23 protein-coding genes are annotated in these 25,137 nt (G+C 58.4%); 10 read left to right on the forward strand and 13 right to left on the reverse strand.

The annotated features are described in order from the left end of the window. Nucleotides 1-2: 2 nt before the first annotated feature. The 3 genes from AC1RO0_RS14085 to AC1RO0_RS14095 form a co-directional block, all read right to left on the reverse strand. Entirely contained in the window at nucleotides 3-665 is a 663-nt protein-coding gene (locus tag AC1RO0_RS14085) for an amino acid ABC transporter permease (RefSeq protein WP_498593515.1), read from the reverse strand. A gap of 9 nt (nucleotides 666-674) precedes the next feature. Next, complete coding sequence (locus AC1RO0_RS14090; RefSeq protein WP_498593516.1) at nucleotides 675-1,454, reverse strand: amino acid ABC transporter ATP-binding protein; 780 nt, start codon at nucleotides 1,452-1,454, stop codon at nucleotides 675-677. 67 nt (nucleotides 1,455-1,521) lie between these two features. After that, the gene (locus AC1RO0_RS14095) at nucleotides 1,522-2,355 is read right to left on the reverse strand and encodes a substrate-binding periplasmic protein (protein WP_498593517.1); all 834 of its coding nucleotides are present in this window, start codon (nucleotides 2,353-2,355) and stop codon (nucleotides 1,522-1,524) included. A gap of 195 nt (nucleotides 2,356-2,550) precedes the next feature. Between AC1RO0_RS14095 and AC1RO0_RS14100 the strand changes: the two genes are divergently transcribed. Together AC1RO0_RS14100 and AC1RO0_RS14105 are read left to right on the forward strand one after the other, a co-directional pair. Beyond that, on the forward strand, nucleotides 2,551-3,270 hold the full coding sequence (locus AC1RO0_RS14100) for a GntR family transcriptional regulator (protein ID WP_246965300.1): 720 nt from the start codon (nucleotides 2,551-2,553) through the stop codon (nucleotides 3,268-3,270). A gap of 14 nt (nucleotides 3,271-3,284) precedes the next feature. Further along, entirely contained in the window at nucleotides 3,285-4,055 is a 771-nt protein-coding gene (locus tag AC1RO0_RS14105; RefSeq protein WP_498593518.1) for a pyrroline-5-carboxylate reductase, read from the forward strand. Between the two features lie 204 nt (nucleotides 4,056-4,259). On the opposite strand, the gene AC1RO0_RS14110 is transcribed toward AC1RO0_RS14105, so the two are convergent. Further along, nucleotides 4,260-4,931, reverse strand: a complete 672-nt coding sequence (locus AC1RO0_RS14110; RefSeq protein ID WP_498593519.1) for an ATP-dependent Clp protease proteolytic subunit — start codon at nucleotides 4,929-4,931, stop codon at nucleotides 4,260-4,262. 1,279 nt (nucleotides 4,932-6,210) lie between these two features. Between AC1RO0_RS14110 and AC1RO0_RS14115 the strand changes: the two genes are divergently transcribed. The 4 genes from AC1RO0_RS14115 to gspG all read left to right on the forward strand — a co-directional run bounded on the left by AC1RO0_RS14115 (nucleotide 6,211) and on the right by gspG (nucleotide 11,658). Continuing rightward, entirely contained in the window at nucleotides 6,211-8,310 is a 2,100-nt protein-coding gene (locus AC1RO0_RS14115) for a LamG-like jellyroll fold domain-containing protein (RefSeq protein ID WP_498593520.1), read from the forward strand. A gap of 251 nt (nucleotides 8,311-8,561) precedes the next feature. Next, a complete protein-coding gene (gene gspD / locus AC1RO0_RS14120; RefSeq protein ID WP_498593521.1) occupies nucleotides 8,562-10,709 on the forward strand; it encodes a type II secretion system secretin GspD in 2,148 nt (715 codons plus the stop codon). Then, a complete protein-coding gene (locus tag AC1RO0_RS14125) occupies nucleotides 10,706-11,212 on the forward strand; it encodes a prepilin peptidase (protein ID WP_498593522.1) in 507 nt (168 codons plus the stop codon). The genes gspD and AC1RO0_RS14125 overlap by 4 nt, the downstream gene beginning before the upstream one ends. Continuing rightward, entirely contained in the window at nucleotides 11,209-11,658 is a 450-nt protein-coding gene (gene gspG, locus AC1RO0_RS14130) for a type II secretion system major pseudopilin GspG (RefSeq protein WP_498593523.1), read from the forward strand. The genes AC1RO0_RS14125 and gspG overlap by 4 nt, the downstream gene beginning before the upstream one ends. Nucleotides 11,659-11,683: 25 nt before the next feature. On the opposite strand, the gene AC1RO0_RS14135 is transcribed toward gspG, so the two are convergent. Genes AC1RO0_RS14135 through AC1RO0_RS14175 form a run of 9 tightly spaced genes read right to left on the reverse strand, consistent with a single transcriptional unit; the run spans nucleotide 11,684 to nucleotide 19,093 of the window. Then, complete coding sequence (locus tag AC1RO0_RS14135; RefSeq protein WP_498593524.1) at nucleotides 11,684-12,334, reverse strand: prepilin-type N-terminal cleavage/methylation domain-containing protein; 651 nt, start codon at nucleotides 12,332-12,334, stop codon at nucleotides 11,684-11,686. A gap of 11 nt (nucleotides 12,335-12,345) precedes the next feature. Beyond that, nucleotides 12,346-12,720 (reverse strand): type II secretion system protein, encoded by a 375-nt coding sequence (locus AC1RO0_RS14140; protein WP_498593525.1) that lies wholly within the window; start codon nucleotides 12,718-12,720, stop codon nucleotides 12,346-12,348. Continuing rightward, the gene (locus tag AC1RO0_RS14145; protein WP_498593526.1) at nucleotides 12,710-13,195 is read right to left on the reverse strand and encodes a GspH/FimT family pseudopilin; all 486 of its coding nucleotides are present in this window, start codon (nucleotides 13,193-13,195) and stop codon (nucleotides 12,710-12,712) included. The genes AC1RO0_RS14140 and AC1RO0_RS14145 overlap by 11 nt, the downstream gene beginning before the upstream one ends. Then, entirely contained in the window at nucleotides 13,192-14,403 is a 1,212-nt protein-coding gene (locus tag AC1RO0_RS14150; RefSeq protein WP_498593527.1) for a type II secretion system F family protein, read from the reverse strand. Before AC1RO0_RS14150 ends, AC1RO0_RS14145 begins: the two co-directional genes overlap by 4 nt. 2 nt (nucleotides 14,404-14,405) lie before the next feature. Continuing rightward, nucleotides 14,406-16,022, reverse strand: coding sequence for a GspE/PulE family protein (locus AC1RO0_RS14155; RefSeq protein ID WP_498593528.1), 1,617 nt, complete (start codon nucleotides 16,020-16,022; stop codon nucleotides 14,406-14,408). Then, nucleotides 16,019-16,921 carry a hypothetical protein gene (locus AC1RO0_RS14160; RefSeq protein WP_498593529.1) on the reverse strand — a complete coding sequence of 301 codons (903 nt, stop codon included), beginning with the start codon at nucleotides 16,919-16,921 and terminating at the stop codon, nucleotides 16,019-16,021. Before AC1RO0_RS14160 ends, AC1RO0_RS14155 begins: the two co-directional genes overlap by 4 nt. Further along, entirely contained in the window at nucleotides 16,918-17,469 is a 552-nt protein-coding gene (locus tag AC1RO0_RS14165) for a hypothetical protein (RefSeq protein ID WP_498593530.1), read from the reverse strand. Before AC1RO0_RS14165 ends, AC1RO0_RS14160 begins: the two co-directional genes overlap by 4 nt. Further along, nucleotides 17,466-18,071 carry a type II secretion system protein GspM gene (gene gspM / locus AC1RO0_RS14170; protein WP_498593531.1) on the reverse strand — a complete coding sequence of 202 codons (606 nt, stop codon included), beginning with the start codon at nucleotides 18,069-18,071 and terminating at the stop codon, nucleotides 17,466-17,468. Before gspM ends, AC1RO0_RS14165 begins: the two co-directional genes overlap by 4 nt. Beyond that, nucleotides 18,068-19,093 carry a PilN domain-containing protein gene (locus tag AC1RO0_RS14175; protein ID WP_498593532.1) on the reverse strand — a complete coding sequence of 342 codons (1,026 nt, stop codon included), beginning with the start codon at nucleotides 19,091-19,093 and terminating at the stop codon, nucleotides 18,068-18,070. The genes gspM and AC1RO0_RS14175 overlap by 4 nt, the downstream gene beginning before the upstream one ends. A 643-nt stretch (nucleotides 19,094-19,736) precedes the next feature. Between AC1RO0_RS14175 and AC1RO0_RS14180 the strand changes: the two genes are divergently transcribed. The 4 genes from AC1RO0_RS14180 to AC1RO0_RS14195 are packed head-to-tail and all read left to right on the forward strand — an operon-like array spanning nucleotide 19,737 to nucleotide 25,135. Continuing rightward, the gene (locus tag AC1RO0_RS14180; RefSeq protein ID WP_498593533.1) at nucleotides 19,737-21,284 is read left to right on the forward strand and encodes an ABC transporter substrate-binding protein; all 1,548 of its coding nucleotides are present in this window, start codon (nucleotides 19,737-19,739) and stop codon (nucleotides 21,282-21,284) included. 10 nt (nucleotides 21,285-21,294) lie between these two features. Continuing rightward, the gene (locus tag AC1RO0_RS14185; RefSeq protein ID WP_498593534.1) at nucleotides 21,295-22,248 is read left to right on the forward strand and encodes an ABC transporter permease; all 954 of its coding nucleotides are present in this window, start codon (nucleotides 21,295-21,297) and stop codon (nucleotides 22,246-22,248) included. Further along, a complete protein-coding gene (locus tag AC1RO0_RS14190) occupies nucleotides 22,245-24,170 on the forward strand; it encodes a dipeptide/oligopeptide/nickel ABC transporter permease/ATP-binding protein (protein WP_498593535.1) in 1,926 nt (641 codons plus the stop codon). The genes AC1RO0_RS14185 and AC1RO0_RS14190 overlap by 4 nt, the downstream gene beginning before the upstream one ends. Next, the gene (locus tag AC1RO0_RS14195) at nucleotides 24,167-25,135 is read left to right on the forward strand and encodes an ABC transporter ATP-binding protein (protein WP_498593536.1); all 969 of its coding nucleotides are present in this window, start codon (nucleotides 24,167-24,169) and stop codon (nucleotides 25,133-25,135) included. Before AC1RO0_RS14190 ends, AC1RO0_RS14195 begins: the two co-directional genes overlap by 4 nt. Nucleotides 25,136-25,137: the final 2 nt, after the last annotated feature.

Here is a 25,137-nt window from a genome sequence, read left to right on the forward strand (position 1 = left end):
CCCTAGCTCATCAAAAGCTGGCGACGGCGTTCGAGAAAGCCGACGATCTGCGTTACAGGGAAAGAGACGGCGAAGTAGATGAGCGCCACCACCGTGAACGTCTCGATTGGCCTGTAGGTCTCGGTGGCAAGCGACTTGCCCTGATACATGAGGTCCTGGACGGCGACGATGGCGACCAGCGCACTCTGTTGGAAGATGACGATGCCGTTCGTCAGCAGCACGGGTATGGCAGCGCGAAAGGCGGTCGGAAGAACGATGTAGAGGATCCGTTGCAACGGATTGAGGCCAAGCGCGATGCCCGCGTCCAGCTGCTCTCGCGGCACCGCCTGGATCGCCCCGCGATAGGCCTCCGCGTTGAACGCCATGAGATTGAGACCAAGTGCGAGAATGCCCATCGTCATCGATCCGAGGAAGACGTTGAAGAGCATGGGAACGCAGTAGAAGAACCAGACGATCTGCACGATCGCCGGCGTACAGCGGAAGAACTCGACAAAGAGCATGGCCGGCAGCCGGATGACGGCAATGCGGCTCATGATCAGGAGCGCGAGCAGGAACCCGAAGGTGAGCCCGATCACGTTGGCGGCAATCGTCAATTCGAGCGTGACGACAAGCCCCTTCAAAAGCGGGCCGAAGGAAATGGAGTTGAAGTCGAAGGAATAGTTCACGCCGACCTCCTATTGCCGAATGTGGAAAACGCGGTCGATGAATTCACGGGTCCGCTCTTCTTTGGGAGCGCCGAGAACCTGCTCCGGCGGGCCGTCCTCCACCACGACACCGCCGGCGCAGAAGATGACGCGCGAGGCGATGTTCTTTGCGAACCACATGTCATGGGTGACGATCATCATCGGCATGTCCTGCCTGGCGAGCTGCAGGATGACCTGCTCCACTTCGGCCACCAGTTCGGGATCGAGCGCGGAGGTCACTTCATCGAACAGCATCAGCTTCGGATCGAGCATCAGAGCACGCGCGATCGCCACGCGCTGCTTCTGGCCACCGGAGAGTTGTGCTGGAAAAGCATTTGCCTTTGCGGCAAGACCGAAGCGCTCAAGAAGAACCTGTGCCCTTTGGATCGCGCTGGACTTTTTCTCTCCCGTCACCTTGCGCGGCGCGAGGATCAGGTTCTGGATGACGTTCAAATGCGGAAACAAAGTATAGTGCTGGAACACCATGCCGATCGAACGGCGCACTTCCGTGTCGATGACGGTTTTCTTGTTCAGGCCCTCAGACGAAATGTAAGGCTTGCCGCCGAAGGTGATCGATCCGCTGTCGATCTTCTCGAGGCCCATCATGACCCGCAGAAGCGTACTTTTGCCACCGCCGCTCGGGCCGATGACGACAACCCGTTCGCCCGGCTTCATTTCGATGTCGAGCCCCTTGAGCACCTGGACATGCGGTCCATAGCTCTTGTGAAGGCTCTGCATTTTAACAAGGGGAAGGCTGAAGGACATCGTCATGGCCGATCTCGGATGTAGAGGCTGGTAGAGAAGCCGGGCAGGCACATCCGCCCGGCTCCAGCGAAGGTTATTTTGCGCCCTTCAGGACCTCGTCGACCGCTTTGCGGATCAGTGCATCGACTTCGCCAGTCGCAACCTTCTCTTCAAGGAAGATGTTCAGGACTTCGACATCGGCCGCCGACAATTGATGCGGCAAGCCGAATGCGACGCCCTGCTTGGCGAGCGCCGGCGTCGGGTTCATCGCAACTGCCCAGTCCGGATTGGACTGCGTAAAAAGCTGATTGGTGTCGGAGGCGTCGACAAGGATATCCGCCCGCTTCGAGACGACGGCCAGACGGGTCTCATCATTGCCGGGAAGACGCAGGATCGTGGCAGTTTTCACCGCGGCCGAGATCGCCTTGTCCTGTGCCGTTCCGGACATGACCGCAAGCGTCACGCCTTCCTTATCGATATCCGCGACAGAAGTGGCTCCCGCCGGGATCTTCGGGTTGTTCTTATTATAGGCAAGCGAGATCTGGTATTCCATCGCCGGGATCGAGAACTGTACCGCCATGGCGCGGGCGGGCGTCCGGTTGAGCGCGAGCGAAACGTCCCATTTCCCTGCTTGGAGGCCGGCGACGATGTTGTCCCAGGTGGTATCCACAAATTCCGGCTTCACCTTCAAAGCATCCGCGAATTCCCGGCAGAGATCGGCGAAGAAGCCGGAATACTCGCCGGTCGCCGGGTCGCGCATCACATAGGGCGGTGCAACTGCCGCGCCGCAACGCAAGGCGCCGGCCTTCTGGACACCTTGCCAGTAACCCTCGGCAGACTGGGCTAATGCGGAGGTGGCGGACAGGCCTGTCATCAGGGCAAGCGCGGGCAGCGTCCGCAAGGCGGACGTCATCATCTTCGAAAGCATCGGCATTCCTCTTTTGCTGTGCGCGAAGCGCGGGTTCCACTCGTCGGCTTGGGCCAATCTTTGTGTTTTTGTCGGCTACGTGTCGACTGGTGAATTTATGTCGTCTACGTGTCGACAAAGTCAAGCGGAAAAATTACATTGCTGGCACACGGTTTTTCTGGCCCTATGGCGGCGGAAAATTTGAAAGGGGCTTAGGTGTCTGACGAAGCGGAAGTGAAACGCGCCAGGGGAACTGGCTGGAAAAGCGTCTATGACACGCTGAGGAACGAGATTCTTGCGCTCACCCTGCAGCCCGGCCAGCTCCTCGACGAGACGACCCTTGCAGAACGCTTCGACATGTCACGCTCTCCGGTCCGCGAGGCGTTGATCCGCCTTGCCGGCGAGGATCTGGTCGTGACGCTGTCGAACCGCAGCACGATTGTCGCGCCGATCGAGGTCGCCACCTTCCCGAAATATGTGGAAGCGCTCGATATTGCCCAGCGCATGAATACGCGTCTTGCGGCGGCCCTGCGCACCGACGCCGATCTGAAAACCATTGCTCGTCGGCAGAAGGAATTCGAGGCGGCCGTCCGCACCGGCAACCATCTGCAGATGTCGGAAGCGAATAAGCAATTCCATATGGCAATCGCCGACGCCGGCAAAAACCCGTATCTGACATCGTTCTACGAGCGGCTTCTCAACCAGGGCCAGCGTATGCTCCATCTGCATTTCGAGTATCTGGAACGCACGCATGAAGGCTATCTACTGACCGACGAGCACCAGCTCATGCTCGACGCCATCAAGGCAAAGAACGTCGATCTTGCCGACGAACTCGCCCATGCTCACACGCGCCAATTCCAGGACAATTTCATCAACTTCATGCGGGAAAACTATGCGACCGACGTCACGCTCGGTCCGCTGCGCGCAGCGCAATAACCAGGATACCAACCATGAAAATCGGTTTTGTCGGAACAGGCGCGATCACCGAGGCGATGGTGACCGGCATGCTGACGGGGTCGCCCCTTGCCAGCGAAGTCATCATCTCGCCTCGCAATGCCGATGTTGCGGCAAGACTGGCGGCAAAGTTTCCGGCAGTGCGAATTGCCGCCGATAATCAGACGGTCGTCGATGCCTCCGAAATTCTGTTCCTGGCAATCCGGCCGCAGGTCGCCGAGGATGTCGTGAGGGCTCTGAGCTTCCCCGAAGGCCAGGTGGTGGTGAGCGTGATTGCCGCCGTGGATCGCGGAACGCTTATCGAATGGATCGGTCGCGACGTTCGCCTGACGCAGGCGGTTCCCCTGCCGTTCGTTGCCGAGCGCGATGGCGTGACCGCAATCTATCCGCCGGACCGCGACGTCGCTTCGCTATTCTCTTCCCTGGGAACCGCCGTCGAATGCAACACCAAAGAGGAATATGACCTGCTGGCGGCAGCGAGCGCGATGATGGCAACATATTTCGGCATCATGGATCGCGCCACACGCTGGCTCGCTGAAAAGGGAATGCCGGAGCGGACGGCGCGCGCTTACGTGGCGCCGCTTTTCGCCAGCCTCTCGCAGACCGCGCTCAAGTCCAGCGAGATTTCGTTTGAGGATATGAGCCGCGAGTTCGCGACGAAGGGCGGCCTCAACGAACAGGTTCTGTCCGACTTCGATCGCGATGGCGGCATGATGGCGCTGACGGCAGCGCTCGATCGCGTCCTCGCACGCATCACCAATGGCTGATGCTGCGGAATGAGGTTCTAAACCGGATCGGCGCTCATCGTAGCCAGATCATCGTCGCGACGTATCCGAACGACCCTGATCCGTGTCGTTCGAGAGCGCTGAAAACCATGTGAATCAGCACTTTTGAAATGTACGCCTTGACGCCGGCCGAGCGAAAGCGGCCTCATTCATGCAGTCGCTGAACGATAGATATTTTACCAAAAGCTACTTGCCGGCGGAGGACTGAACAAAATAAAGGCCGTCATGCGGTTGCATGCCTATCTCGCCAATCCGTGTTGCCAGGCCGATATTCAATGCCTCCGGTGCCCTTACAAATCGAAGTTGCGAGCCCAAAAGATCGTCATATTGCTTGTCGCTGATTGAAAGCCGCTCCTTATATATTTCCTTCATTCGATCGTCGTCGTTTTGGAGCGCGGTATATCTCTCGTTAATTTCGTCTGGGGTAAGTTTTTCGTTATTGAAACTCCATCGACCCGAGTGAAATGCAAAAATAGATTCTTTATTTGCAACTCGCTCTTTTCCAGCCAAAAATAGAAGAATTGCTGCGGATTCAACGTTGGAAATCGCATATGTATTAATTGTTACATCCAGTGAGCATAACAAATGATACAATGATATTCCTGACGATATATCCCCACCGGCAGAATTTATCATAAGATATATTGTCTTATAACCTTGAGATCTTAGATTGATCAGTCCTCCGGTCAACTCAAGGGTGGATTTGTCGTCAATCTGCTGAGAGAAATACAAGTAAGCCGTCGAGGTGCCATTCGCGTTTGCCTTCTCCTCAGCAAAAACGAATTTGGGTTTGACCGTACCGACAGCCAAAGCAGAGAGACCGAAGCAGACGTCGCGGCGATTCAATATTGCTGACATATCAGACAGTCCTTGAAGAGAGTCATCGTTCCGACAAGACGCTCGACCCCAGGCTACTGTGACGTTGCTGCCGATTGGCAAACTGATGAGGAGCCGGTGCTGCGCAGTGGACCTGACCATCTGCGACTTCGGTTCATGAGCATGTTTGATAGTGCAACCATTCTCACTCTCCAGTATCGGACATCATGTGCTCCAACCTCAATGAGCCTTGTCATTCAGGATCCTCGTCAGAGCTTTTGTTGGTTAAACGAGCAATCGAACGAAACCCGTCGCCCAACTTGAAAAAATCTTTTTGCAATGAATGGATGAAAGGCGAGACACCGCCGCGTCCGTCGTCTAGCGCTTATCCAATTCTCCCTATGCTGCATATGAGCGCTTGGCCGGTAAGCGATGCTGGGAAGGATTTATGATCGAGACGTTGATGCCGCAGCCGCCGGCCGGAACCCAGAGCAACTTCCATCGGACCTGGGCGAGTGCGAAGATCGACCTCCTTCTCAGGCCACTGGACGGTCTTCCTTGGACTATTGAAATCAAGCGATGCTCTCGCCTCACTCGGCAAAGCCCTGCTTGATCTCGCATAGAAGAAACAGGATCTCGTAGACAGCTGTACCTTGCGTAGAGGCAACCCTCGATGCCAATTTCTCCTGGCGGGCAAGCCGGCTGACTCGTCGAGAAGGCACTTTAAAGCCAAGCCTCCGGAGGGCCGGATTTTAAGTGGTTGGTCAGCCTCCAGATATGACGGCTGCGTTGTAGATTATCCAATTTGCGCCATCTTTTGGCGTCGAGCGTCCAGGGTAAATTGACAGCAGAAATGCCATATGGAACAGGTGCCTAATACTGCGCTGGTCAGTGCCGAAAGGTGACGGACATGGAAGGCGTGATTTCGTTGGAAGTCCGTCGGCCTGTAAGTTCTGCGTCGATATGGCTTTCGCGGCGGACGGTATGTCATTGGGGTAACGACATGATGTCGGCCCAAGACTGAAGGTGCATTGCACACGGAAAACGTCGCTCAATTCGATGGAGCGAGCAGAACCGATCTTCGAGTCCCGATCAGGGACTCGAAGGGCAACAGAACGCTTCGTGATAGCGAAAGAGATCTATGGGCTGGCGCGGCTTCACGCGCCAGACGGGATACCCAATTCTAAAACCGACATTTCCTCCGCGGCCAAACCTGGCCGTAGTCTACAATTTTAGCTGTGTGGAATATAGTATGGCTGGATTTTCAGATCAAATTAACGACCAGATAATCGCGAATGCCTTTTCGAGGCGGAGCTTCCTGATGGGTTTCGCCGCTCTTAGCCTGTCTGCCGTTGGTGCTCGCGCCGACGATGCCACATCCTCCTCCACGGACGCGACGGCTGCCCAGGATGGGTTCGTCCATCCGGGCCTGCTGCACACCGAAGCCGATTTTACCCGCATGGCGGCAAAGGTTACCGCGGGAGAATCGCCCTGGGTCAACGGCTGGAAGGTTCTGACTGATAATTCGCATGCCAGCCTAGGCTATAATCCGCGTCCGCAGTCGGCGGTCTATCGCGGCAACGACGGCGTTCATTCGCAAAACTACTCGTTGCTTTATAACGACGTTGCCGCTGCCTACGCGCATGCCGTGCGCTGGAAGGTGACGGGTGACACCGCTTACGCCGAGAAGTCGATCCAGATCATGAATGGCTGGTCCGCGGTCCTAACAGTCATTGGTGGCAGTTCAGATTTAGATCTAGCGGCCGGCATCTACGGCTACGAATTTGCCAATGCGGCGGAAATCATGCGCTCGTATACAGGCTGGGCAGCGGCGGATTTCGCACGTTTCCAGAGCATGATGGTCAACGTCTTTTACCCAATCAATCATAGGTTCCTCACCGTGCATAACGGAACCCAGGTCACGCATTATTGGGCCAATTGGGATCTATGCAACATGGCATCGATCATGGCCATCGGCGTGCTCTGCGACAACCGGGCCTATTTCGACGAAGCGGTCGAGTATTTCCAAACCGGCGCAGGCAATGGCTGTATCATGCAGGCCGTCTACTACGTCCATCCGGGTTATCTGGGCCAATGGCAGGAGACCGGGCGCGATCAGGGCCACAATACGCTGGGCATCGCCCTGGTCGGGGCGATCTGCGAAATGGCCTGGAATCAGGGTGTCGATCTCTACGGCTACGACAACAACCGCGTTCTTGCCGGAGCGGAATACGTCGCCAAGGGCAATCTGATCGAAAGCGGCACGACCTATTACACGGTGCCGTACCTGTTCTACACCAATGTCGACAAGGTCAATCAGAGCGGTTTCTCGACGGCAAGTCAGGGGACTGCCCGCCCATGCTGGGCGCTGCTCTACAATCACTATGTCAACCGCCAGGGCCTGGATGCGCCCTATACCGGCAAGTTCATGGATTTCATGTACAAGACTGCTCCGGAAGGCGGTGGTGGCAATTATGGACCCAACAGCGGCGGCTACGACCAGTTGGGTTACGGCACTCTTACCTGCACCCGCGACCCGATTGCCTCCGGCAGTCCTCCGAGCGGCCTGACCGCCAGGTTGAATGCGGGTGACATTGTTCTCTCCTGGTGGGGTACGGCCTATGCGACGGGCTATTCCGTCAAGCGGGCAACGCAATCGGGCGGCCCATACACGACCCTCAAGACCGGGATTACCGACCTGCTGACCTATACCGATACGGCTCCGACCGACGGCGTCTACTATTATGTGATCACGGCGGAGACGCCTTCGGGCGAAAGCGCCGCCTCCAACGAAGCGACGGCGTCCACGACAAAAACGCTGCAAACCCAGTTCACCTTCGATGAGGGAACCGGCACGACAGCCGGAGACGGCGGCACCCTCGTCAATGCCACCTGGGCGACAGGCAAGACCGGCACGGCCGTCTCGCTGAACAGCAGCAACAGCGCCTACGTCTCGCTACCGGAAAATATCATGCTGTCCTCGGCCGATTTCACCATCGCGGCCTGGGTCTTCTGGAACGGCAATCAAAACTGGGCGCGCATTTTCGATTTCGGAACCGGCACGGGTCGTTACATGTTCCTGACGCCGCGCGGCGGGTCCGGCAAGGCCCGTTTTGCCATCACCCTGAACAGCGGGAATGGTGAGCAGGGGATAGACGCAAATATCGTCATGCCTTCCGGGCGCTGGGTCCATGTTGCGGTGACTTTGTCCGGTCATACCGGCACCCTCTACATAGATGGCGCCGAAGTCGGAACAAACACGGCGATGTATTTCGCGCCGTTCCATATCGGGCCGACGAAACAGAACTGGATCGGACGCTCACAATACAGTGCCGATCCTTATTTCAACGGTCTGATCGATGACTTCCGTATCTACAATGGTGCGCTGGACTCCTCCGGGATCACCGCCCTGATGGCATAGTTCGGACGGTTTCGACGATTAGCCGAAGCGTTCCCGCCAGGAGAAAGCGGAAAGACGTACTCTCCTGGCGGCAGTGCCCTGACAACAAGACAAAGGCTGATGCCTTGTGACCGACTGCTTCCGAGCCATCTTGGCGGATGCGGAGGTTGCACCACCAAAACCGTGGAGGCGGTTGTTTTTCGCCCGTTCCAATCGGCTCGTGCTTCGTCGCGGGAAGACGCAGAATATGTTTTGAGTAGGTGTTCTTTCCAATGAAATTTTTAAAGGCTGCTCACGCGGCGCTTGTGCTCTTGCTGGCTGGATGTGTCTCCTCCGATCCAGTCGACAACGTCTTTTCCGACAAGCTGCTACAGCTCGACGCGCGAGGAAAGCCGTTGCCCGTGGCGACGAGCGGAACCAGCTCCCTACTCGCGAACGGGAGTTCGGCAAACGCATTTGTCGGAGCGACCCAGCAGGGGAACGAGAGCTTCGTTTCGCAAGGCGCTCCGGCGTTTTCCGTTGAAAAGCGAATATCCGGCGGCGAGGGATATACCCTCAACCTTGTCGATGCCCCCATTTCCGCCGCGGCGAAAAGCATACTGGGCGACATTCTCAAAGTCAGCTACGTCGTCGACCCGCGTGTCAACGGAAAGGTTACGCTGCAAACCAGCCAGCCGGTATCCCGGGACGCACTTGTCGATATCCTCGAATCCGCCCTTGCCGTCAACGGAGCGGCAATCGTTCGCAAAGGCGATTCCTATCAGGTCGTCCCGATCGGCAATTCATTCTCGACGACGCCCGCAGTCACCGTGCCTTCAGCAACACCGTCCGGTCCCGGCGTTCGGGTTCAGGTGATCGAACTGCGCTTCATCGGCGCGGAGGAAATGAAGAGCATTCTGGAGCCGATCAGTCGTCCGGGATCCATTCTGCGCGCCGACACGGCACGCAATCTCCTGATGCTGGCCGGATCCAATGCGGACCTCTCCGCTATGCGGGATGCGATCGCTACCTTCGACGTCGACTGGATGAAGGGAATGTCGGTGGCGCTTCATCCGCTCAAGGCCTCGCAACCCGCTGATGTCGCAAAAGAGCTGAATACCATATTCGGCACCCAGGACGGGCCTAATGCAAAACTGATCAAATTCGTTCCGAACGACCGACTGAATGCCGTGCTGGTCATAACGTCCCGCCGCGCCTACCTGTCGCAGGCGGCCGAATGGATCAACAAGCTTGATCGCATCGCCAGCACCAACGAGAAGCAGCTTTTCGTCTACAATATCCAGAACCGCCCGGCGAAGGAGTTGGCGCAGGTATTGCAATCCGTGATCTCGGGCCAGGAAAAGAATGCGCCAAGCTATTCGAACGCGGTCGCGCCGGACATGGCACCGACGACGTTGACGGGAGACGCTACCACGTCCACTGAGCCTGCCGCTGCAAATACGAATATGGCGTCCGCAATCGCGTCGGCACCGACGACGGCGGGAGATTCAACGCACACATCCGTCGTCGCCGACGTGGAAAACAATGCGCTGCTGATATCGACGACACAGCGCGAATACGAACACATCGAGCAGATTTTGAAACAGCTGGATGTAATGCCGACCCAGGTTCTCATCGAGGCCGTCATCGCCGAGGTGACGCTTAACGATCAGTTGAAGTTCGGGCTGCGCTGGTTTTTCGAAAGCGGCAAGTTCGGTGTCGGGCTTTCCGACCTCTCCGACGGCAGCACCGGGGCCAGCTTTCCGGGCTTTGCCTGGACTTTTGCCTCCAGCAATGTCGGCGCCACCTTGAACGCGCTATCGAGCATCACCAACGTCAACATCGTATCCGCGCCGACCCTGATGGCCCTGAACAATCAGAAGGCAACGCTCCAGGTCGGAGATCAGGTTCCGATCGTCACGCAACAATCCGCCTCCACCACGACCAGCAACACGGCGATCGTCAGCTCGATCGACCTGAAAGATACCGGCGTGATCCTGACGGTCCTGCCGAGGGTCAATAGCTCCGGGCGGGTCATGCTCGATATTCAGCAGGAAGTGTCGAACGTCGTGAAGACCACGACCTCGGGCATCGATTCGCCGACGATCCAGCAGAGAAAGCTCTCCACCAAGGTTATCGTCGACGACAATGAAAGCGTTGCGCTCGGCGGGCTGATCCAGCAAAGCAACACGTTGAACCACTCGCAAGTGCCGATCCTTGGGAAAATGCCGATCTTCGGCAATGCCTTCAAAAACAAGGAGGACACGATCAACAAGACCGAGCTGATCATCTTCATCAAGCCCCGTATCGTTCGGGACGTGCGGCAGGCGAGGGATGTGACGGAAGAGTTCCGAAACCAGCTGAATTTGAGCTCGGCCGTTCAGAAGCGACGCGGCGGCAACAGCGAGCTGCAGCAGGACCTGAAGAGGCTGGCATATTGAGCGGCCCGTTGACGCCACAGCAATGGATCGCGGCTCTGTTGATGATCGCAACGGTCCTGCGGATTGCCTGGATCGATCTGAAAATCATGCGTATTCCGGACCATTGGAATGTCGTGCTCGCGGGTCTGGGGCTTGCCTACAGGCTTCCATTCGGCGTTTTCGACACCTTGCGTGCGCTCGCCGTCGGATTGGCGACCTTGGCAACCTTTGCGCTCCTGCGCTGGGTTCATCGCCGGATAAGCGGTCGGATCGGGATAGGGCTGGGTGATGTCAAATTCATCGGCAGCGCCGCCATCTGGTTCAGTCCCTGGAACCTTCCCTTGTTTTTCATGCTGGCCAGCAGCACGGCTCTGTTGTTTTCGCTCATCTTTCTACAAGGCAAATCGACGGCGCTTCGCAATCTCAGAGTGCCGTTCGGGCCATTTCTCGGAATTGCACTGATCCTGACCTGGTTATCCGAGGTTACATCCTTGTTTTCATTGACACCTGCGAGCCCCTTATGACGAAAAGAAACATCACTGCCGAAAAAAATCCACAAGGCGGAGCCCATGATGATGGTTTCACGCTCGTCGAGCTTCTGGTCGTGCTTGCCATCATCGCCCTCATTGCGGCGATCGCGGCGCCCCAGGTCCTGCGGTATCTCGGATCGGCGCGCGTCGATGCGGCGAAAGCGCAAATGCGGAACCTGGAAAGTGCGCTTGAACTTCTCTACGTCGATGCCGGTCGCTATCCGACAACGGAGGAAGGTCTTTCAGCACTTGTGGAACGCCCGGCCGGATTTACATCCTGGAACGGTCCCTACATGAAACAGACAGCCGCGCTCCGTGACCCATGGGGGAACCCTTACCAGTATAAGGGTCCTGAAGGCCTATCTGGCTATTCATTGATGTCGTTCGGGCGAGACGGGAAGCCGGGCGGCGATGGTCAGGACGCCGATCTCAGCCCGTAGGCCCACCAGACCGGCTTCGGCCTTATTATTCCGGCACGGCGGACAGATGAATGATCTTTTCGGCGGAGACCTGATGTCCCGAACGCGTGATTGAAACAGTGATGCCGACAGAGGCGGGCAATCTATCCACCCGGGTCCATTCGGTGCGCCATGCGCCGCCGGGTGAGGCCTGCGACGCATCGCCCTGTGTCCAATATCGAAACTGGAGCTCGTCTATCCGCGCCAGCTCGACGGCTTCTGTCTGAATTTGCTCGCCGGGCCTGCGCGGGCGAAGCGACTGCATCAGCCGGCCATCATTCCGCCGATCGGCGCTGCGCTCGAGAAAAATACTCACGTCTCTGAGACCGTATTGCCGGCTGCCGATACGACTGACCGCAACGAAGGTAAGCCTGTCCGGACCTCCTATCATCATCGGATGCCGTTGCGGACCGTCCTGCATTAAGGGAAAGGGGCGCGCATCGCGAACGGTCTCTTCGACAAATCCGGCCAGAGCCTCCACTTCGACAATCGCATCATTCCTTTCCCGCGCCATCGTGATGGCGCGGAACTGGCTGACCATCGCCAGGATGATCATCGATAGTGCCGCAACGAGGGCCAATGTCACGAGGACCTCGATCAGGGTGAAACCATCGTCATCTCGCCGGCGATCGATCCGGGCAGCGTCGAGTGGGGACATTGACGGCATCTTCACGGCAATCTCGGGCGGTAATTGATCAAAAAGTCGTAGTGGCGCTCGCCACCGGGAAGAAGTACGCGCAAGCGGGCTATCCCCTCGTCATCCTGCTCCTCGGCAAAGGGAACGGGCTCTATCTCCCAGTGAAGGCCGTCCGTTTCGCCCCGCGGTGAAGAACTGTTTCCTCCCTCGGCTGTCGTTATCGCGAGCTCGATCTTCGGTACGACGGTCAGGATCTTCATCTTTTCTTCCGCCATGGCCGAACTTCTCGCCGCGAGTTGCACCGTTTGCAGAACGATTGCCGCCGAGATCGATAGGATCACGAAGGCACAGAGAACCTCGATCAGCGAAAAGCCTTCCTCTCGGTGCGCGGGGGGATCACCTGTCATCGTCATTTCCCGACATGATCGTTGGGATGCCCGTCAGCCACGGAATTCGAAGTGTCATCTTTGGAGAGCCGTCGCTCGAAAGAGAGATGGCGCCACCGGACGATGTGCCGTCGGGGAAGAAAACAATGGAGGCCTGGCTTTGCGACCGGGTCAGCTCCCGACCAGTCACAACTTCGACAGTTGCCGAAGCCGGGATGGAGATACGCCGCCTGCCATCGGCGTCGGCAATTGTTTTTGCCTGAACATCGACTTGCAGAGCAAGGTCCCTACGGCGATTGATCGCCTCCATTCGGATCATTTGGGCAAGATGACCCGCATCCCGGATCACACTCTCCGGAGACGCGGCCATCCGCCTCGCCGGAAACGAGGAAAAGGCAATCGCAGCGGTGACTGAGATAATTGCGAGCACGACAAGCAATTCGACAAGCGAAAAGCCTGCTTCGTACCCATCTGCTTCCGGTCTCGCCACGTTCATTGCAAACTCAGATCGTTGATACCGAGAAGCGCACTCATAACCGAGATGACCAGACCGCCAATGAGGAACCCCATGGCAATGGTTATGACCGGCGTCATGAGCGCGAGAAGCCGGTTTTGGGAGCGGAAAGCCTCTCCCTCCAGCAGTTCGGCGGAGCGAAACAGAACGGTTGGAAGAGTGTTGACCTCATCTCCGATTGCGACGAGCGATACGACCGCGGAGGGAAAGATCGCAGCCTCCCCGAGCGCGTCCGGCAGCCGCGAGCCGCTCAATACACGCTCACGGACGGTTTCCAATGGCGTGGTATAAGCCGCAATCGGGCAGGTTGCCGCGGCGAAAGCCAAAGCCTTCGGCATTTCGACACCGTTTCCGAGCAGCAATGCCAGACTGTGGAGGTAACGCGCGAGACCCTGCTTTCGGATGAATACGCCGATCAGCGGCAGTGAAATGGCCGCATTGGAGATGAACGTCTTCAACCGTGCTCGCTGGGTGCTTCGCAGCGCGACGAGACCCACCAGCAGGGGTGCGAGCGCCAATACCGGCCCCCAATTCACCAGCAGTACCCTCAGGACGTCGAGAGACCTGATCATCAACGGCGCCGGCCGACCGGCTCCCTCGAATATGGGAAGGATCGCCGGGACCAGCAAAAATGTCACGATCAACAACGCGGCGCACATCATCAGAACGAGGAAGGCGGGATAAGCGATGGCCTCTGTAATCTGGCTTCGTTGCGCGCGCTGTCGCTCAAGGTTGTTTGCGATGACCCCAAAGATAACGGGAAGCTTCCCGGTCTGCTCGCCACTCGCGATCAAAGCCGCGATGTCTTGACCCGCCCCCCCAATGGCCCGGAACGCTTCCGACGGGGCCTTGCCGCTGGAAAGCCGTTCAATCAACTCCTTTGCAAGCATGTAGTTGGCCTTGTTGCCCTGATCGGCAGCCATAGCCTTCAAGGCCCGGTCCAGGCCGAGCCCGGCGTCCATTAGCATCGCGATATCGGCAAAAAATCGCTCCAAATTCACTTTCACAGGCAAGATGCGCGCGACGGGAAACGCTATTCTGGAGCGTGGCTGGCGCGCCTCGGAGAGTTCGAGGACTTTCAGACCATCAGCTCTCAGCCGCAGGAGCGCTTCGGCTTCGCTTAAAGCCTCCAGCATGCCGCGCTTCCTGGTGCCGTCCTTCGAGAAACCGACATAGGAGAAATTGGGCAATCTCACTCTCCTTGCAGATCGACGACGCGCGAAACTTCGGCGACGGTGGTAATGCCCGCTGCGACCAGTTCACGCGCCTGTTGCGCCAGCGGCCGCATCCCCTCCTTGATCGCCAGATTTTCGATTTCGCTCTGGATCAGATCCCGGCCGATCGCCTCGCGTATCGGTTCCGTGACTTCCAGTATTTCGTAGACCGCGCGCCGGCCGGAATAACCGGAGCCATTGCAGGTCTCGCAACGGATGCCCACCGCGTGTCCCGAACAATCCGGGCATGCTTTTCTGAGAAGCCGCTGACCAATGATGCCCCGGAGCGTCGCGGCCAGCAGATAGCTCTCGACACCCATTTCGCGCAGCCGATTGACGGCGCCGGCCGCGCTGTTCGTGTGCAGTGTCGACAGGACGAGGTGCCCGGTCAGCGCCGCCTGCACGGCAATCCTCGCCGTCTCCGGATCTCTGATTTCACCGAGGAGAATAATGTCCGGGTCCTGGCGCAGGACCGAACGAAGGGCCGTGGCAAAGGTCAGGCCGATGGATGGTTCCACCTGCAACTGCGTTACTCCCGCAAGCCGGTACTCGACGGGATCCTCCACCGTGAAGATCTTCGATTTGGCATCGTTGATGTCGCTGAGGATGGAATAGAGCGTTGTCGTTTTGCCCGAGCCCGTTGGACCCGTCAGGAGCATGATCCCGTTCGGCCGTCGCACGATCCTCGCGATCGTCGCCATGCTTTCGGGTTGATAACCGAGAGCCGCCAGATCCAGCCGGATATTGGAGCGGTCAAGGATGCGCAGCACAATCGTTTCGCCGTGGATGCTTGGCATCACCGAAACACGAAAGTCCACTTCCTGTCCTCGGATCGAAGCCCTGAGGCGACCGTCTTGTGGCAGCCGGCGCTCGGAAATGTTCAGGCGGGACAGGATCTTGATGCGGCTCGTCACCGCCGCCGCGTTAAACTTTGGCACAATTTCCAGCGTGTCGAGCAGTCCGTCTCTCCTCAGGCGAATCCTGATCGAGTCCTCAAGCGGCTCGATATGCACATCCGTTGCCTTTTCATCCACCGCCCGCTGCAGGATGCGTGAAACGAACTTCACGATCGGCGCCTCACGGGCAATATCCAGCAGGCGGTCTACATCCTCCGCCTCGGCGCTATCCTGGAAGTCCGTAGTCTCGGATGAATTTTGGCCCTTGGCCCGTTCTCGAAAAAATTCGTCGATCAGCAAGCGCGGAGCGACGCTGATGGTGGCGGGAAGATCGGCGAGATAGGAAACAGCCCCGATAGTCGAGGATGCAAACGGGTCCGCTACAATCAGCTTGATACTGTCGCCTTGGCTCTGGCAGGGTATGACCGCATTCGCCTGCGCAAAGACTGATCCAATGCGCTCGAGCAACTCTTCATCGACGCCCGCAATGACGGTGCAGCAATCGCATTGGCAGAAGAGCGCCATGGCTTCCGCAAGCTGTGCATCCGGCATGAATGCCAGCTCGCGCATAACGATATCGACGGGGTGGCTCGTCGCGGCCTGGACGGAAAGCGCGCGCTGCACGGCTTCGGACGTGAGATGCCCCGCCGCCTCCAATGCGCTCAGAAAAGCTTCCGGAGTCATTTGTCCCTTTGTCATTTGAGCGCATCCGCGACTGCCGTCAGCATTGTTTCGGCAACGAAGTCGCCGCATGGCAGATCTCGGCCGAAATAAGCCATCGTTTCCGCTTCGTTGGAGACAGTGGGGATCGAGGCAACGTAGGCGAAGCCGTCGCCGGAGAGATCAAACACCGTTGCCGAACTGGCTTCCAGTTTCTGGTTGCGGAAGAGCCGCACGAAAATAGTCACGGCGCGTGGCTTGGCCGTCGATGCGGTCAGAGGCAACGACCCGGATACCCGCGATTCCAGAATGCGGCCGATAGCGTCGGGAACGGCCTTGCTGGAGAGCGTTCGGCTGCCTGTCTGCACGGTAAAGACATTCGCGATGGCGGCGGGCGATACCAACTGCAAGGCGACGAGGTCCTGCAACTCGATCACATCCTCAAATACCGCATGCTTGTACCCGGTTTCGCCGATGAGGTCGGTGGGAAGCTCCCGCTCGGCTCGGCGATCCGGTCGTCTGTAATTGTCCGTGGCCAATGCAAGCGTTGACGCGTTTTCCTCGGAAAAGCCCAACGCCTGGAAACCGAGCTCCAGAAGGGGAATACCAGCTTTGTTGAGGTCGATCAGGCCGGCGTGATCCTGCACTCCCAAGGCGATGGAGTATTCGCCGAGGTCGCAGCGCGACGTGCCATCCGCCTGGGGCATGTCGATATCGCCATGCTTGAGCCGCGTGGAGAGCTGTCCTGCGACATGGAGGGAAAGCGACTTCTCGATCCGCGAATAGCGGAAGGAGCGCAGTGCGTTCTCGGCGGTCAGAGCCCGCAGGCGAGCCGATATCGAGAACGGGACAAGGATGGCCGATGCGACAAGCACCAGTCCGAGCACCGCAACCAGTGCAAAGCCCGATTGTGGATGATCACTGTCTGCGCCGTTCATTCTTCGACCTCACCGGTCGCGGTCTGCCCACTCCCGCCCGCCGCGAACAGATCATAGGAAACCGTTTGGTCCTTCTGCGCGAGTGTCAAATTACCGGAGCCGATTCTGGTGATCGTCCAGCCGGCAATCTTGGCGCCAACAGGAAGCCATTCGGCTGCTTGGCTCCCTTCGGCGCGCACCAGTGCCCGGCGCTCTCCTTCGATGGTACGCGTGCCCTGAAATGCGATTGCCGGTCGGGTGGTGGTGGCCGCACTCTTGTCGACAGAGGCCGTGTCCTGCTGTTGGACCGGCTTTTCTTGCACGACAAACTCCCGTCGCGTCGGGCTGAACAGGGGTCTTGAGAGCGTCTGCGAGAATGCCGGGCCATTGCGAAGGACGGCGTCTGGGGCAACCGCTGTGTTGCCTATCGCCGCTGGACCGGAGGCGCCCGAGGCAAGCGCAGTGATGTCGATATCGCTGCGGAAAAGGCTGATATTAAGAGCCAGGAGCGAGACAATGATCAAGGAAAGGAGCGCCCAAGGCAATTTGCGGACCGACAATCTGATCACGGCTTTGCTCCCTCGAGCGCCACTGTTTCGGCCGGATTGAGCGGACTGAAAAACGACAATTGCACGCTGAGCTCGATCGGTTCCGCCAATCGGCCGCCATTTGCCGCGCTCGTTGCGTTCACGATCAATTCCGGGACAATAATGTAGGGCTTTCCTGTCTCCAGTTGGAGAAGGATGGCGTGGATGGCAGTCAGACGGCCCTGCAGGCTTGCACGAACACCGACATATCTGACCTTGTTCTTTTCGAGAGTCGGTAGGCCACCGACCGACACCACAGTTGCGCCGACGGTGCCGGCGAGAGAATTGAGTTTGTTCTGCAGTTCGGCCTGAATGACTGGTTCCGTCGCGCCGGCGAGAAATTCCTGAGAGGCATTCGTTGCGACGGGTTCCTTGGAGGCCATCCCGTCCAAGGCGATCAGTTGGTCAAAGCGGGCCAGGGCATGCCTGGCCTCGGTGATTTCATCGTTTTGTTGATTGATGATTGCGACGGCCGCCCAGCCTGTCGCCAATGTCAGGATGACACCGAGCGCCAACGTCGAAATGGCGATCAAGCGCTGCGCCATGATCGGCAGGTTCATGACAGTGATCAACAATCCGGTCATCGCATCGCTATTCGCATCTGGATCGAAAATCGTTCTCCCTCTTGCCCGGGGGCTCTCAGAACCTGAGACGCGAAACTGGGATTTGACAGCAGAGGAGATGCACCAAGGATCGCGATCAGGTCCGCTGCAGAATTGGAAAACCCGGTGATCGTAACTTGATCGTTCCGGATCGACATATCCGTAAGCCATGTTGAATCGGGAAGGATCCGTGTCAGCTCCTCCCAGATCATCGTAACCGGAATGGATTCGGCCTTGCCCGCGCGCGCCGCTTGCAACAATTTCTGTTCAAGCTGTTGCCTTTCCAGTTTTTTCCGGACGGCCAATGCCTGCGTCTGTTTGGTATCCGTGAGCTCCGTCAGGCGTGACATCGCCGCCGCGTTTCGCAGATAGGCGTGCGCGAATGTCGCCACCGACAAAATGACAACAGCTCCGAGCACGCTGCGGGACAGCTGCCTGCGAAGCCTGACGCGCCGAGGGAGGATGTACATGGACTTGAGGCTTGCCTTGCTGACGAACTCAGGCTCACCTTCCGTGTCCAAAGCAAGTCCCGACACCGCAAGGCCGGCCTCGTCGACCGCTGCGATGATCGGATCGAGAATGGATTTGCGGACCACGGCATAGCTGGTCCCATCTCCACACAAATCCTCAGGCAAGAGTACGCAGGAATCGTCGCGCAGAAACGGCAGAGCTTCCTCGATATCGATTAGGGCCATGGTGCGAGCCCGGCCATACGGAAGAACCCTGTCGGACAACGGGCGTTTCAAATATCGATCCGGCGCAAGCCTCAAAAGAACAGGCATCTGTCGGTCAAGGGAAGCCAGGAGGTGTCGCAGGTCTTCGGGGGCCAGCATGTCCGATGTGCGACGGCCTGCCGGTGTTTCGAGATCCACAACGCATCCGTGGCGGTGAACGATCACGGCTACGGTGCCGGCTTGCGATCGGGCCGTGATGGCCTTTGGATTTCCATCCCTACATAGCCTGGAGAGCCAATCCAAACCGTCGAGGACTATGGGGAAATCCATTTCCAACTCATCCCCGACTTGCCCGTTACTTTGTGTGAAATTCCGATCTCATCGGGCATACGGCTCGCATACTCGCGATCCGGGAAGCCAGCTGCAGATCGTATTCGAATGCCGATTTCTATATGAAAAAAAGCACGGCCGTTCACAAGCCGTGGATATGTCCGGCAAGACGTGCGCCGCTCCGATTCCCGCAGATCTTAGCCATTTTGAGAAAAAAACTTCCTCTAGAGCACCATCACGTCAACCGAGGGGCGATCAAAATGTGGGACCTGACGGCATGACCAGATTATCTCGTGATCCTCTTTACCGTTGCCGTCGATTTCCAACGGACATGATTGCTCATGACCTGAACCCTTAAAAAGGGACCGGCGGAGGCTAGAGTTTTCCAGCTTCATTCAAGAAAAAATTTGGTGGCTCCGGCAAACGACCGCCGACCTCTTTCGCCGGCCGGCCATGCGCCACTGGCTATGATTTACGCATATAAATCAACGCCTAATTTTCGAGCAGTTCGATCCACCCTTTGAATGGCAAAGAAATCTATATGCCATAAAAATATTTTCGATTGGACAGCGAACCTCAACGAAGCTGGACTGTCCGACATAGAACGAAGCCGCACTTTCCCTCCAACAATTTCGAGGCAACTGTGACACCTTCCGATTCCCTGAATTACAAAACGACGAGACGCAGGGTACTGGTCAGCCTGGGCGCAGGTATTGCCGCGCTTACATTGCCGCAGGGCACCCATGCCCAGACACCCGGCACAGTGTTGAAATTCGGCCTCTCCACCTTCCCACCGACCATCAAGCCTTTCGACAACACGGGCGGCGCTGCCAATACCGTCAAACTGATGCTGTATCGCGGGCTGATGGGCTATGACGCGGCCGGCAAGCTGGTCGCCGAGCTCGCCGAAAGCGTGACATGGAGCAATCCGACCACTGCCGTCTTCAAACTGCGCCAAAACGCCGTCTTCCATGACGGCAGTCCGGTAACCGCTGCCGATGTGATCTATTCGCTGAACGAGATCACCAAGGAGGGCTCTACCGCCTATCTGAAGAGCGATCTGAAGATTATCGCGGCCGTGAACGCTTTGGACGACAAGACCGTGCAGATCACGCTGAAGGCGCCGAGCGCCATCTTCCTTGATCTGATGGCCAGCTATTGCTGTCCGGTGATCTCGAAGAAGAGCACCGAAAGCGCGGCGATCGGCGCCGGGCCGTTTACGATGAAGGGCAGCGAAAAAGGCGTCTATATCGAGGTGTCGCGCTTCAAGGACTTCTATATGGCGGATCAGCCCAATGTCGACGGCATCCGCTTCATCGCCTATGCCGATGAGAACCTTCGTTATGCAGCACTCGAGGCGGGCGACGTCGATCTGATCGAATATCTGCCCTGGACGCAGTTTGATGCTGTCGAGGCTTCTAAAACGCTGAAGATGAAGACCACGCTGGGACCGTTCATGTTCCTGCTGTTCAATGTCACCGATGGTCCTTTTGCCAATGCCAAAGTGCGCCAGGCGGTGGGCTATGCCATCGAACGGCAGGATGTCGTTGATGCCGCGTTTGCCGGACGCGGTGTGCCGCTTTATGGCCTGCCAAACCCGCAGGGATCGCCATTCGATCTCGCCGATCCGGCGCATGAATGGAAATATGACGTCGAGAAAGCCAAGGCATTGTTGGCGGAGGCCGGCTATCCGAACGGTTTTGAGTGCCGCCTGCTGGCAACTGCAACTTACGGAATGCACCAGGACACGGCATCCGTAGTTCAGGCCTATCTCGCTGCGATCGGCATCAATGCCACGCTGGATCTTCCCGATTGGGGCACACGCGTCACGGCGGGCAAAGAAGGCAAATACAACATTGCCGTTCACGGCACGTCGGGCAATTACAACGACCCCGATGCGCTCTGGTCGCTGTTGTACTCGGGCAACCCCTCCTATCTGCAATCCTTCGGCTTCAAGAGCACCCGCATCGACGGGCTCTTGGAACAGGGCCGCAATGAAGTCGACCCAGCCAAGCGCAAGACGATCTATCAGCAGCTGGTGGTCGCCTATTACGAAGAGGTGCCGCAGGTTCCACTGAACTGGCGGATCCAGGCCTATGCCATGAAGCAATCGGTCGAAGGGTTCGAACAGCTGCCCGGGTTCCTCAGCGGTTCATCAGGCTACGCGCTCGACGAGACGAAACTCGCATAAGGAGTGCTGAATGCTGGCCTTCATCTCTCGTCGCATGGCTGCCGCTGCTGCCATGCTGTTGGTTATCGGCACAATCATTTTCTCGCTTTTGATCATTGTGCCGGGCGATCCGGCGGAACTGCTACTATCGACAGGCGGCGGCTCGGCGACCCCGGAAGCCATTGCCAATCTCCGCTCCAATATGGGCTTGGATAAGCCCGTCATGGTCCAATACGCGACCTTTATCTACAATACCGCGCGGCTGGATTTCGGCACATCGATCGTGGACAACGGCTCGATTTCCTCTGCCATCGCCCTGCGCCTGCCGCGTACGCTGGAAATCATCGTAGTCGGGGCCATCCTGGCACTGATGCTAGCAATTCCGGCGGGCACAGCGGCGGGTTTGCGGGCTGGCGGCAAGTTCGATATTGCGACCTCGGCCGTGAATGCGCTGCTTACATCAGTGCCGGGTTTCGTCGTCGGCACCCTGTTCATCTATGTCTTTGCGCAGTTGTTGGGTTGGTTACCAGCCGGCGGCTATGTCGCGTTCTCAACCGATCCTCTCCAACACCTGCAGATGCTGGTCCTGCCGTCGCTGACCGTCGGCCTGCACCTGGCCACAATTGTCTTTCGCATGACGCGCGCCAGCGTGCTGGAAATGCGCGGTCATGACTGGGTGCGGACTGCTGTGGCAAAGGGCCTGTGCCGCAAACGGGTGGTCCGTCGTCATATTCTCTACAACGCGCTCGGACCGATTATCACCGTAGTCGGCCTGCAGCTTGGTATTCTTCTCGGATCCACCGTCCTCGTCGAATTCGTCTACAACTGGCCGGGGCTCAGCGGCCTGCTCGTTTCGGCGGTCGAACAGCGGGATTATCCCACCGTTCGCGCCATCATCCTGACGGTCGCCGCCATCTTCATCGGCATCAATATGGTGATCGATATCCTATCCTCGCTGCTTGATCCGAGGATCCGCCTTCAATGATTTCAATCCCCCGTTTTCCCAAGCGCATGATCGTGCCCAGCGTCCTTCTTGCTGCGTTGGTCATCATCCCGTTCGCCGCCCCGCTGATCACCGCGGAAGATCCCATCAAGATCGGCGTGCGCTACCGTCTTGCCGCTCCGGATCTCACCCACTGGTTGGGACGTGACGAATTCGGTCGCGACCGGCTGGCCCGGGTGCTTTACGGCGGGCAGGTCTCGTTGACCGTCGCCTTTGTCGCCACCACGATCGCCTGCATTGTCGGAACGCTTTTCGGCCTGATCGGCGCCTATTTCCGTGGTCCGTCGGAGTTCGTGACGACCCGGCTGTCCGATATTGTCCTGTGCTTCCCGCCGATCCTGTTGGCACTGCTGGTCGTCACCCTGTTCGGCCCCGGTGCCGGCACCTTGGTGGCAGTGCTGTCCGTACTCAATTTTCCGACATTTGCGCGCATAGCCTTTTCCGAAGCGCTGCGCGTCACCTCGCTCGATTTTGTCGAGGCTTCTCGCGCTCTTGGCACGCCGTCGCACCGTATCGTGCTTGGCACCATCCTGCCGAACATCGCAGGCCCCCTATCGGTCCAGTATTCGCTGACGGCTGCCGCGGCGATTACCATCGAAAGCGGCCTTTCATTCCTCGGCCTCGGCGTCGTGCCACCTGCACCGTCCTGGGGTCAGATGATCCGCGGTGCTCGCCAGTTCATGAACCAGGATCCAATCGGCATCATGATACCCTGCGCCGCACTGGTGCTGACGATTTATGCGATCAACTTCTTCTGCGACCGCCTGCGCGATACGCTGGACCCGAAAGGGGGCGCCAGCAGCTGCATGGATGAAGTCTCGGTGCCACTGGCCCTCGCAGACTCGCCGGCGATACGCGATCCCGATGTTGTCGCCGTGATCAGCAATCTGCGGCTTGAGACCTCCCGGTTTGAAACGCCTGTTGCTGTAATCGAAGACGTCTCGCTGACCTTGCGCGCCAATCAATGTACGGCACTTGTCGGCGAAAGCGGTTCGGGGAAATCCCTATCTTCGCTTGCGCTGATGGGTCTCCTGCCCGGAGCCATCCGGCAGGCGTCGGGCACGCTGCAACTGCGCCGCAAAACCGGTGATGTGGTCAACCTGGGCTTTGTGGATGCCCGCACGCTCGAGGAAATCCGCGGCAATGACATTGCCATGATCTTTCAGGAGCCGATGACTTCGCTCAATCCGATCCACAAGATCAGCGACCAGATGGTCGAGGCCATTCTCGCGCACCGCCCGATGTCCAAAGCCGACGCCCGCAAGCATGCGATTGAACTGCTGAAGCGGGTGGGCATGAATGACGCTGAACGACGGATCGACAGCTACCCGGATCAGATGTCGGGCGGCATGCGCCAGCGTGTCATGATCGGCATGGCTCTGACCTGCGAGCCGCGCCTTCTGATTGCCGACGAGCCAACGACCGCGCTCGACGTGACGATTCAGGCCGAGATCATCGAACTGCTGCACAGCCTGCGGCAGGATCAAGGGAACGGCCTCAGCCTGCTGTTCATCAGCCACAATCTTGGGATTGTCGCCGACATCGCAGACCGCGTAGCGGTGATGTATTCGGGCCAGATCGTTGAAGAAGGTCCTGCCGACCAGATCCTGCACGATCCGCATCACCCCTACTCGCGCGCGCTGATTGAAAGCATGCCCTCCTCCCATGAAGGTCTGCATTCCACCGGAGGCGATCGGCTTCCGGCGATTTCCGGCACACCGCCCCTGCCCTCCGCCCGCCCCTCGGGCTGTGCCTTCCGTGACCGCTGTCCGATCGCAATGTCCGCATGCGCCGAAATTCGGCCAGCGCTCTATCCCAGCGCCGATGGCGAGCGCGCCGTGCGCTGTCTGCGCGCGCCGGAGGCGCCTGTCAGCCTGCAGAACCCCCAGACGGAGGCCGCATGAACCCCGTTCCACTCCTCGACGTTCAGAATCTCAAGAAAAGCTACCCTCTCGGGCGAGGCGGTTTCCTCTCCAAGCGGACATTGAAGATTTTGCACGATGTCAGTTTCAGCGTCGCACCCGGAGAAGTGCTGGGCCTCGTCGGCGAAAGCGGCTCCGGCAAGAGCACGATCGGCCGTGCCATCCTGCGACTGATCGAATCCAAGAGCGACGTAATGCGCTTCAACGGACAGGATCTGAACACGGTCTCGGCTGCCCGGCTGCGCGATCTGCGCAAGGAGATGCAGATCATTTTCCAGGATCCCTATGCCAGCCTCGATCCGCGCAAAACCATCCGCGCGGTTCTATCGGAAGCACTCGATGCACATGGACTGCACAAGGGGCCTGCCCGCGTGCCGCGCTTGATCGAGCTCGTCAATCTCGTCGGACTGGATCCGAGCTTCCTCGACCGACGGCCGCACGAATTTTCCGGCGGGCAGCGCCAACGCATCGGCATTGCGCGTGCGCTGGCCGTCGAGCCAAGCTTCATCGTCTGCGATGAAGCCGTGTCGGCGCTGGATGTATCCATTCAGGCACAGGTACTCAACCTGCTGGCCGATCTGCGCGCCAAGACAGGGGTTTCGCTGTTGTTCATCAGCCATGATCTCTCGGTGGTGCGCTACATCTCAGACCGGATCATGGTGCTTTATCTTGGTCGGGTCATGGAAGTTGGTCCCGCCGATCAGGTGCATTTCACGCCAAAGCATCCCTATACCGCGGCGCTGGTTTCGGCTGAGCCCAGTCTGCACCGCGAAAACCGCCGCATCCGCCTGACCGGCGAGATCCCCTCGCCGCTCTCCCCGCCGTCCGGCTGCGTTTTTCGCAGCCGTTGTCCCTACGTCCAGCCCGCCTGCGCTGAAACCGTCCCGACGCTACAATCGGTCGGCGATCAGCATCAGGCGGCCTGCCTTCGACATGATATTCTTTAAGG

This window comes from Rhizobium sp. GW821-FHT14E12, from assembly GCF_058803745.1.

What these genes read in the sequence shown, in the direction of transcription:
- AC1RO0_RS14195 (WP_498593536.1), top strand. Translation starts at nt 24,167, where the DNA reads ATGAACCCCGTTCCACTCCTCGACGTTCAGAATCTCAAGAAAAGCTAC.
- AC1RO0_RS14155 (WP_498593528.1), bottom strand. Translation starts at nt 16,022, where the DNA reads ATGACAAAGGGACAAATGACTCCGGAAGCTTTTCTGAGCGCATTGGAG.
- gspG (WP_498593523.1), top strand. Translation starts at nt 11,209, where the DNA reads ATGACGAAAAGAAACATCACTGCCGAAAAAAATCCACAAGGCGGAGCC.
- AC1RO0_RS14175 (WP_498593532.1), bottom strand. Translation starts at nt 19,093, where the DNA reads ATGGATTTCCCCATAGTCCTCGACGGTTTGGATTGGCTCTCCAGGCTA.
- AC1RO0_RS14090 (WP_498593516.1), bottom strand. Translation starts at nt 1,454, where the DNA reads ATGACGATGTCCTTCAGCCTTCCCCTTGTTAAAATGCAGAGCCTTCAC.
- AC1RO0_RS14135 (WP_498593524.1), bottom strand. Translation starts at nt 12,334, where the DNA reads ATGTCCCCACTCGACGCTGCCCGGATCGATCGCCGGCGAGATGACGAT.
- AC1RO0_RS14110 (WP_498593519.1), bottom strand. Translation starts at nt 4,931, where the DNA reads ATGTCAGCAATATTGAATCGCCGCGACGTCTGCTTCGGTCTCTCTGCT.
- gspM (WP_498593531.1), bottom strand. Translation starts at nt 18,071, where the DNA reads ATGACCGGATTGTTGATCACTGTCATGAACCTGCCGATCATGGCGCAG.
- AC1RO0_RS14105 (WP_498593518.1), top strand. Translation starts at nt 3,285, where the DNA reads ATGAAAATCGGTTTTGTCGGAACAGGCGCGATCACCGAGGCGATGGTG.
- AC1RO0_RS14185 (WP_498593534.1), top strand. Translation starts at nt 21,295, where the DNA reads ATGCTGGCCTTCATCTCTCGTCGCATGGCTGCCGCTGCTGCCATGCTG.
- AC1RO0_RS14115 (WP_498593520.1), top strand. Translation starts at nt 6,211, where the DNA reads ATGGGTTTCGCCGCTCTTAGCCTGTCTGCCGTTGGTGCTCGCGCCGAC.
- AC1RO0_RS14190 (WP_498593535.1), top strand. Translation starts at nt 22,245, where the DNA reads ATGATTTCAATCCCCCGTTTTCCCAAGCGCATGATCGTGCCCAGCGTC.
- gspD (WP_498593521.1), top strand. Translation starts at nt 8,562, where the DNA reads ATGAAATTTTTAAAGGCTGCTCACGCGGCGCTTGTGCTCTTGCTGGCT.
- AC1RO0_RS14140 (WP_498593525.1), bottom strand. Translation starts at nt 12,720, where the DNA reads ATGACAGGTGATCCCCCCGCGCACCGAGAGGAAGGCTTTTCGCTGATC.
- AC1RO0_RS14145 (WP_498593526.1), bottom strand. Translation starts at nt 13,195, where the DNA reads ATGAACGTGGCGAGACCGGAAGCAGATGGGTACGAAGCAGGCTTTTCG.
- AC1RO0_RS14095 (WP_498593517.1), bottom strand. Translation starts at nt 2,355, where the DNA reads ATGCTTTCGAAGATGATGACGTCCGCCTTGCGGACGCTGCCCGCGCTT.
- AC1RO0_RS14160 (WP_498593529.1), bottom strand. Translation starts at nt 16,921, where the DNA reads ATGAACGGCGCAGACAGTGATCATCCACAATCGGGCTTTGCACTGGTT.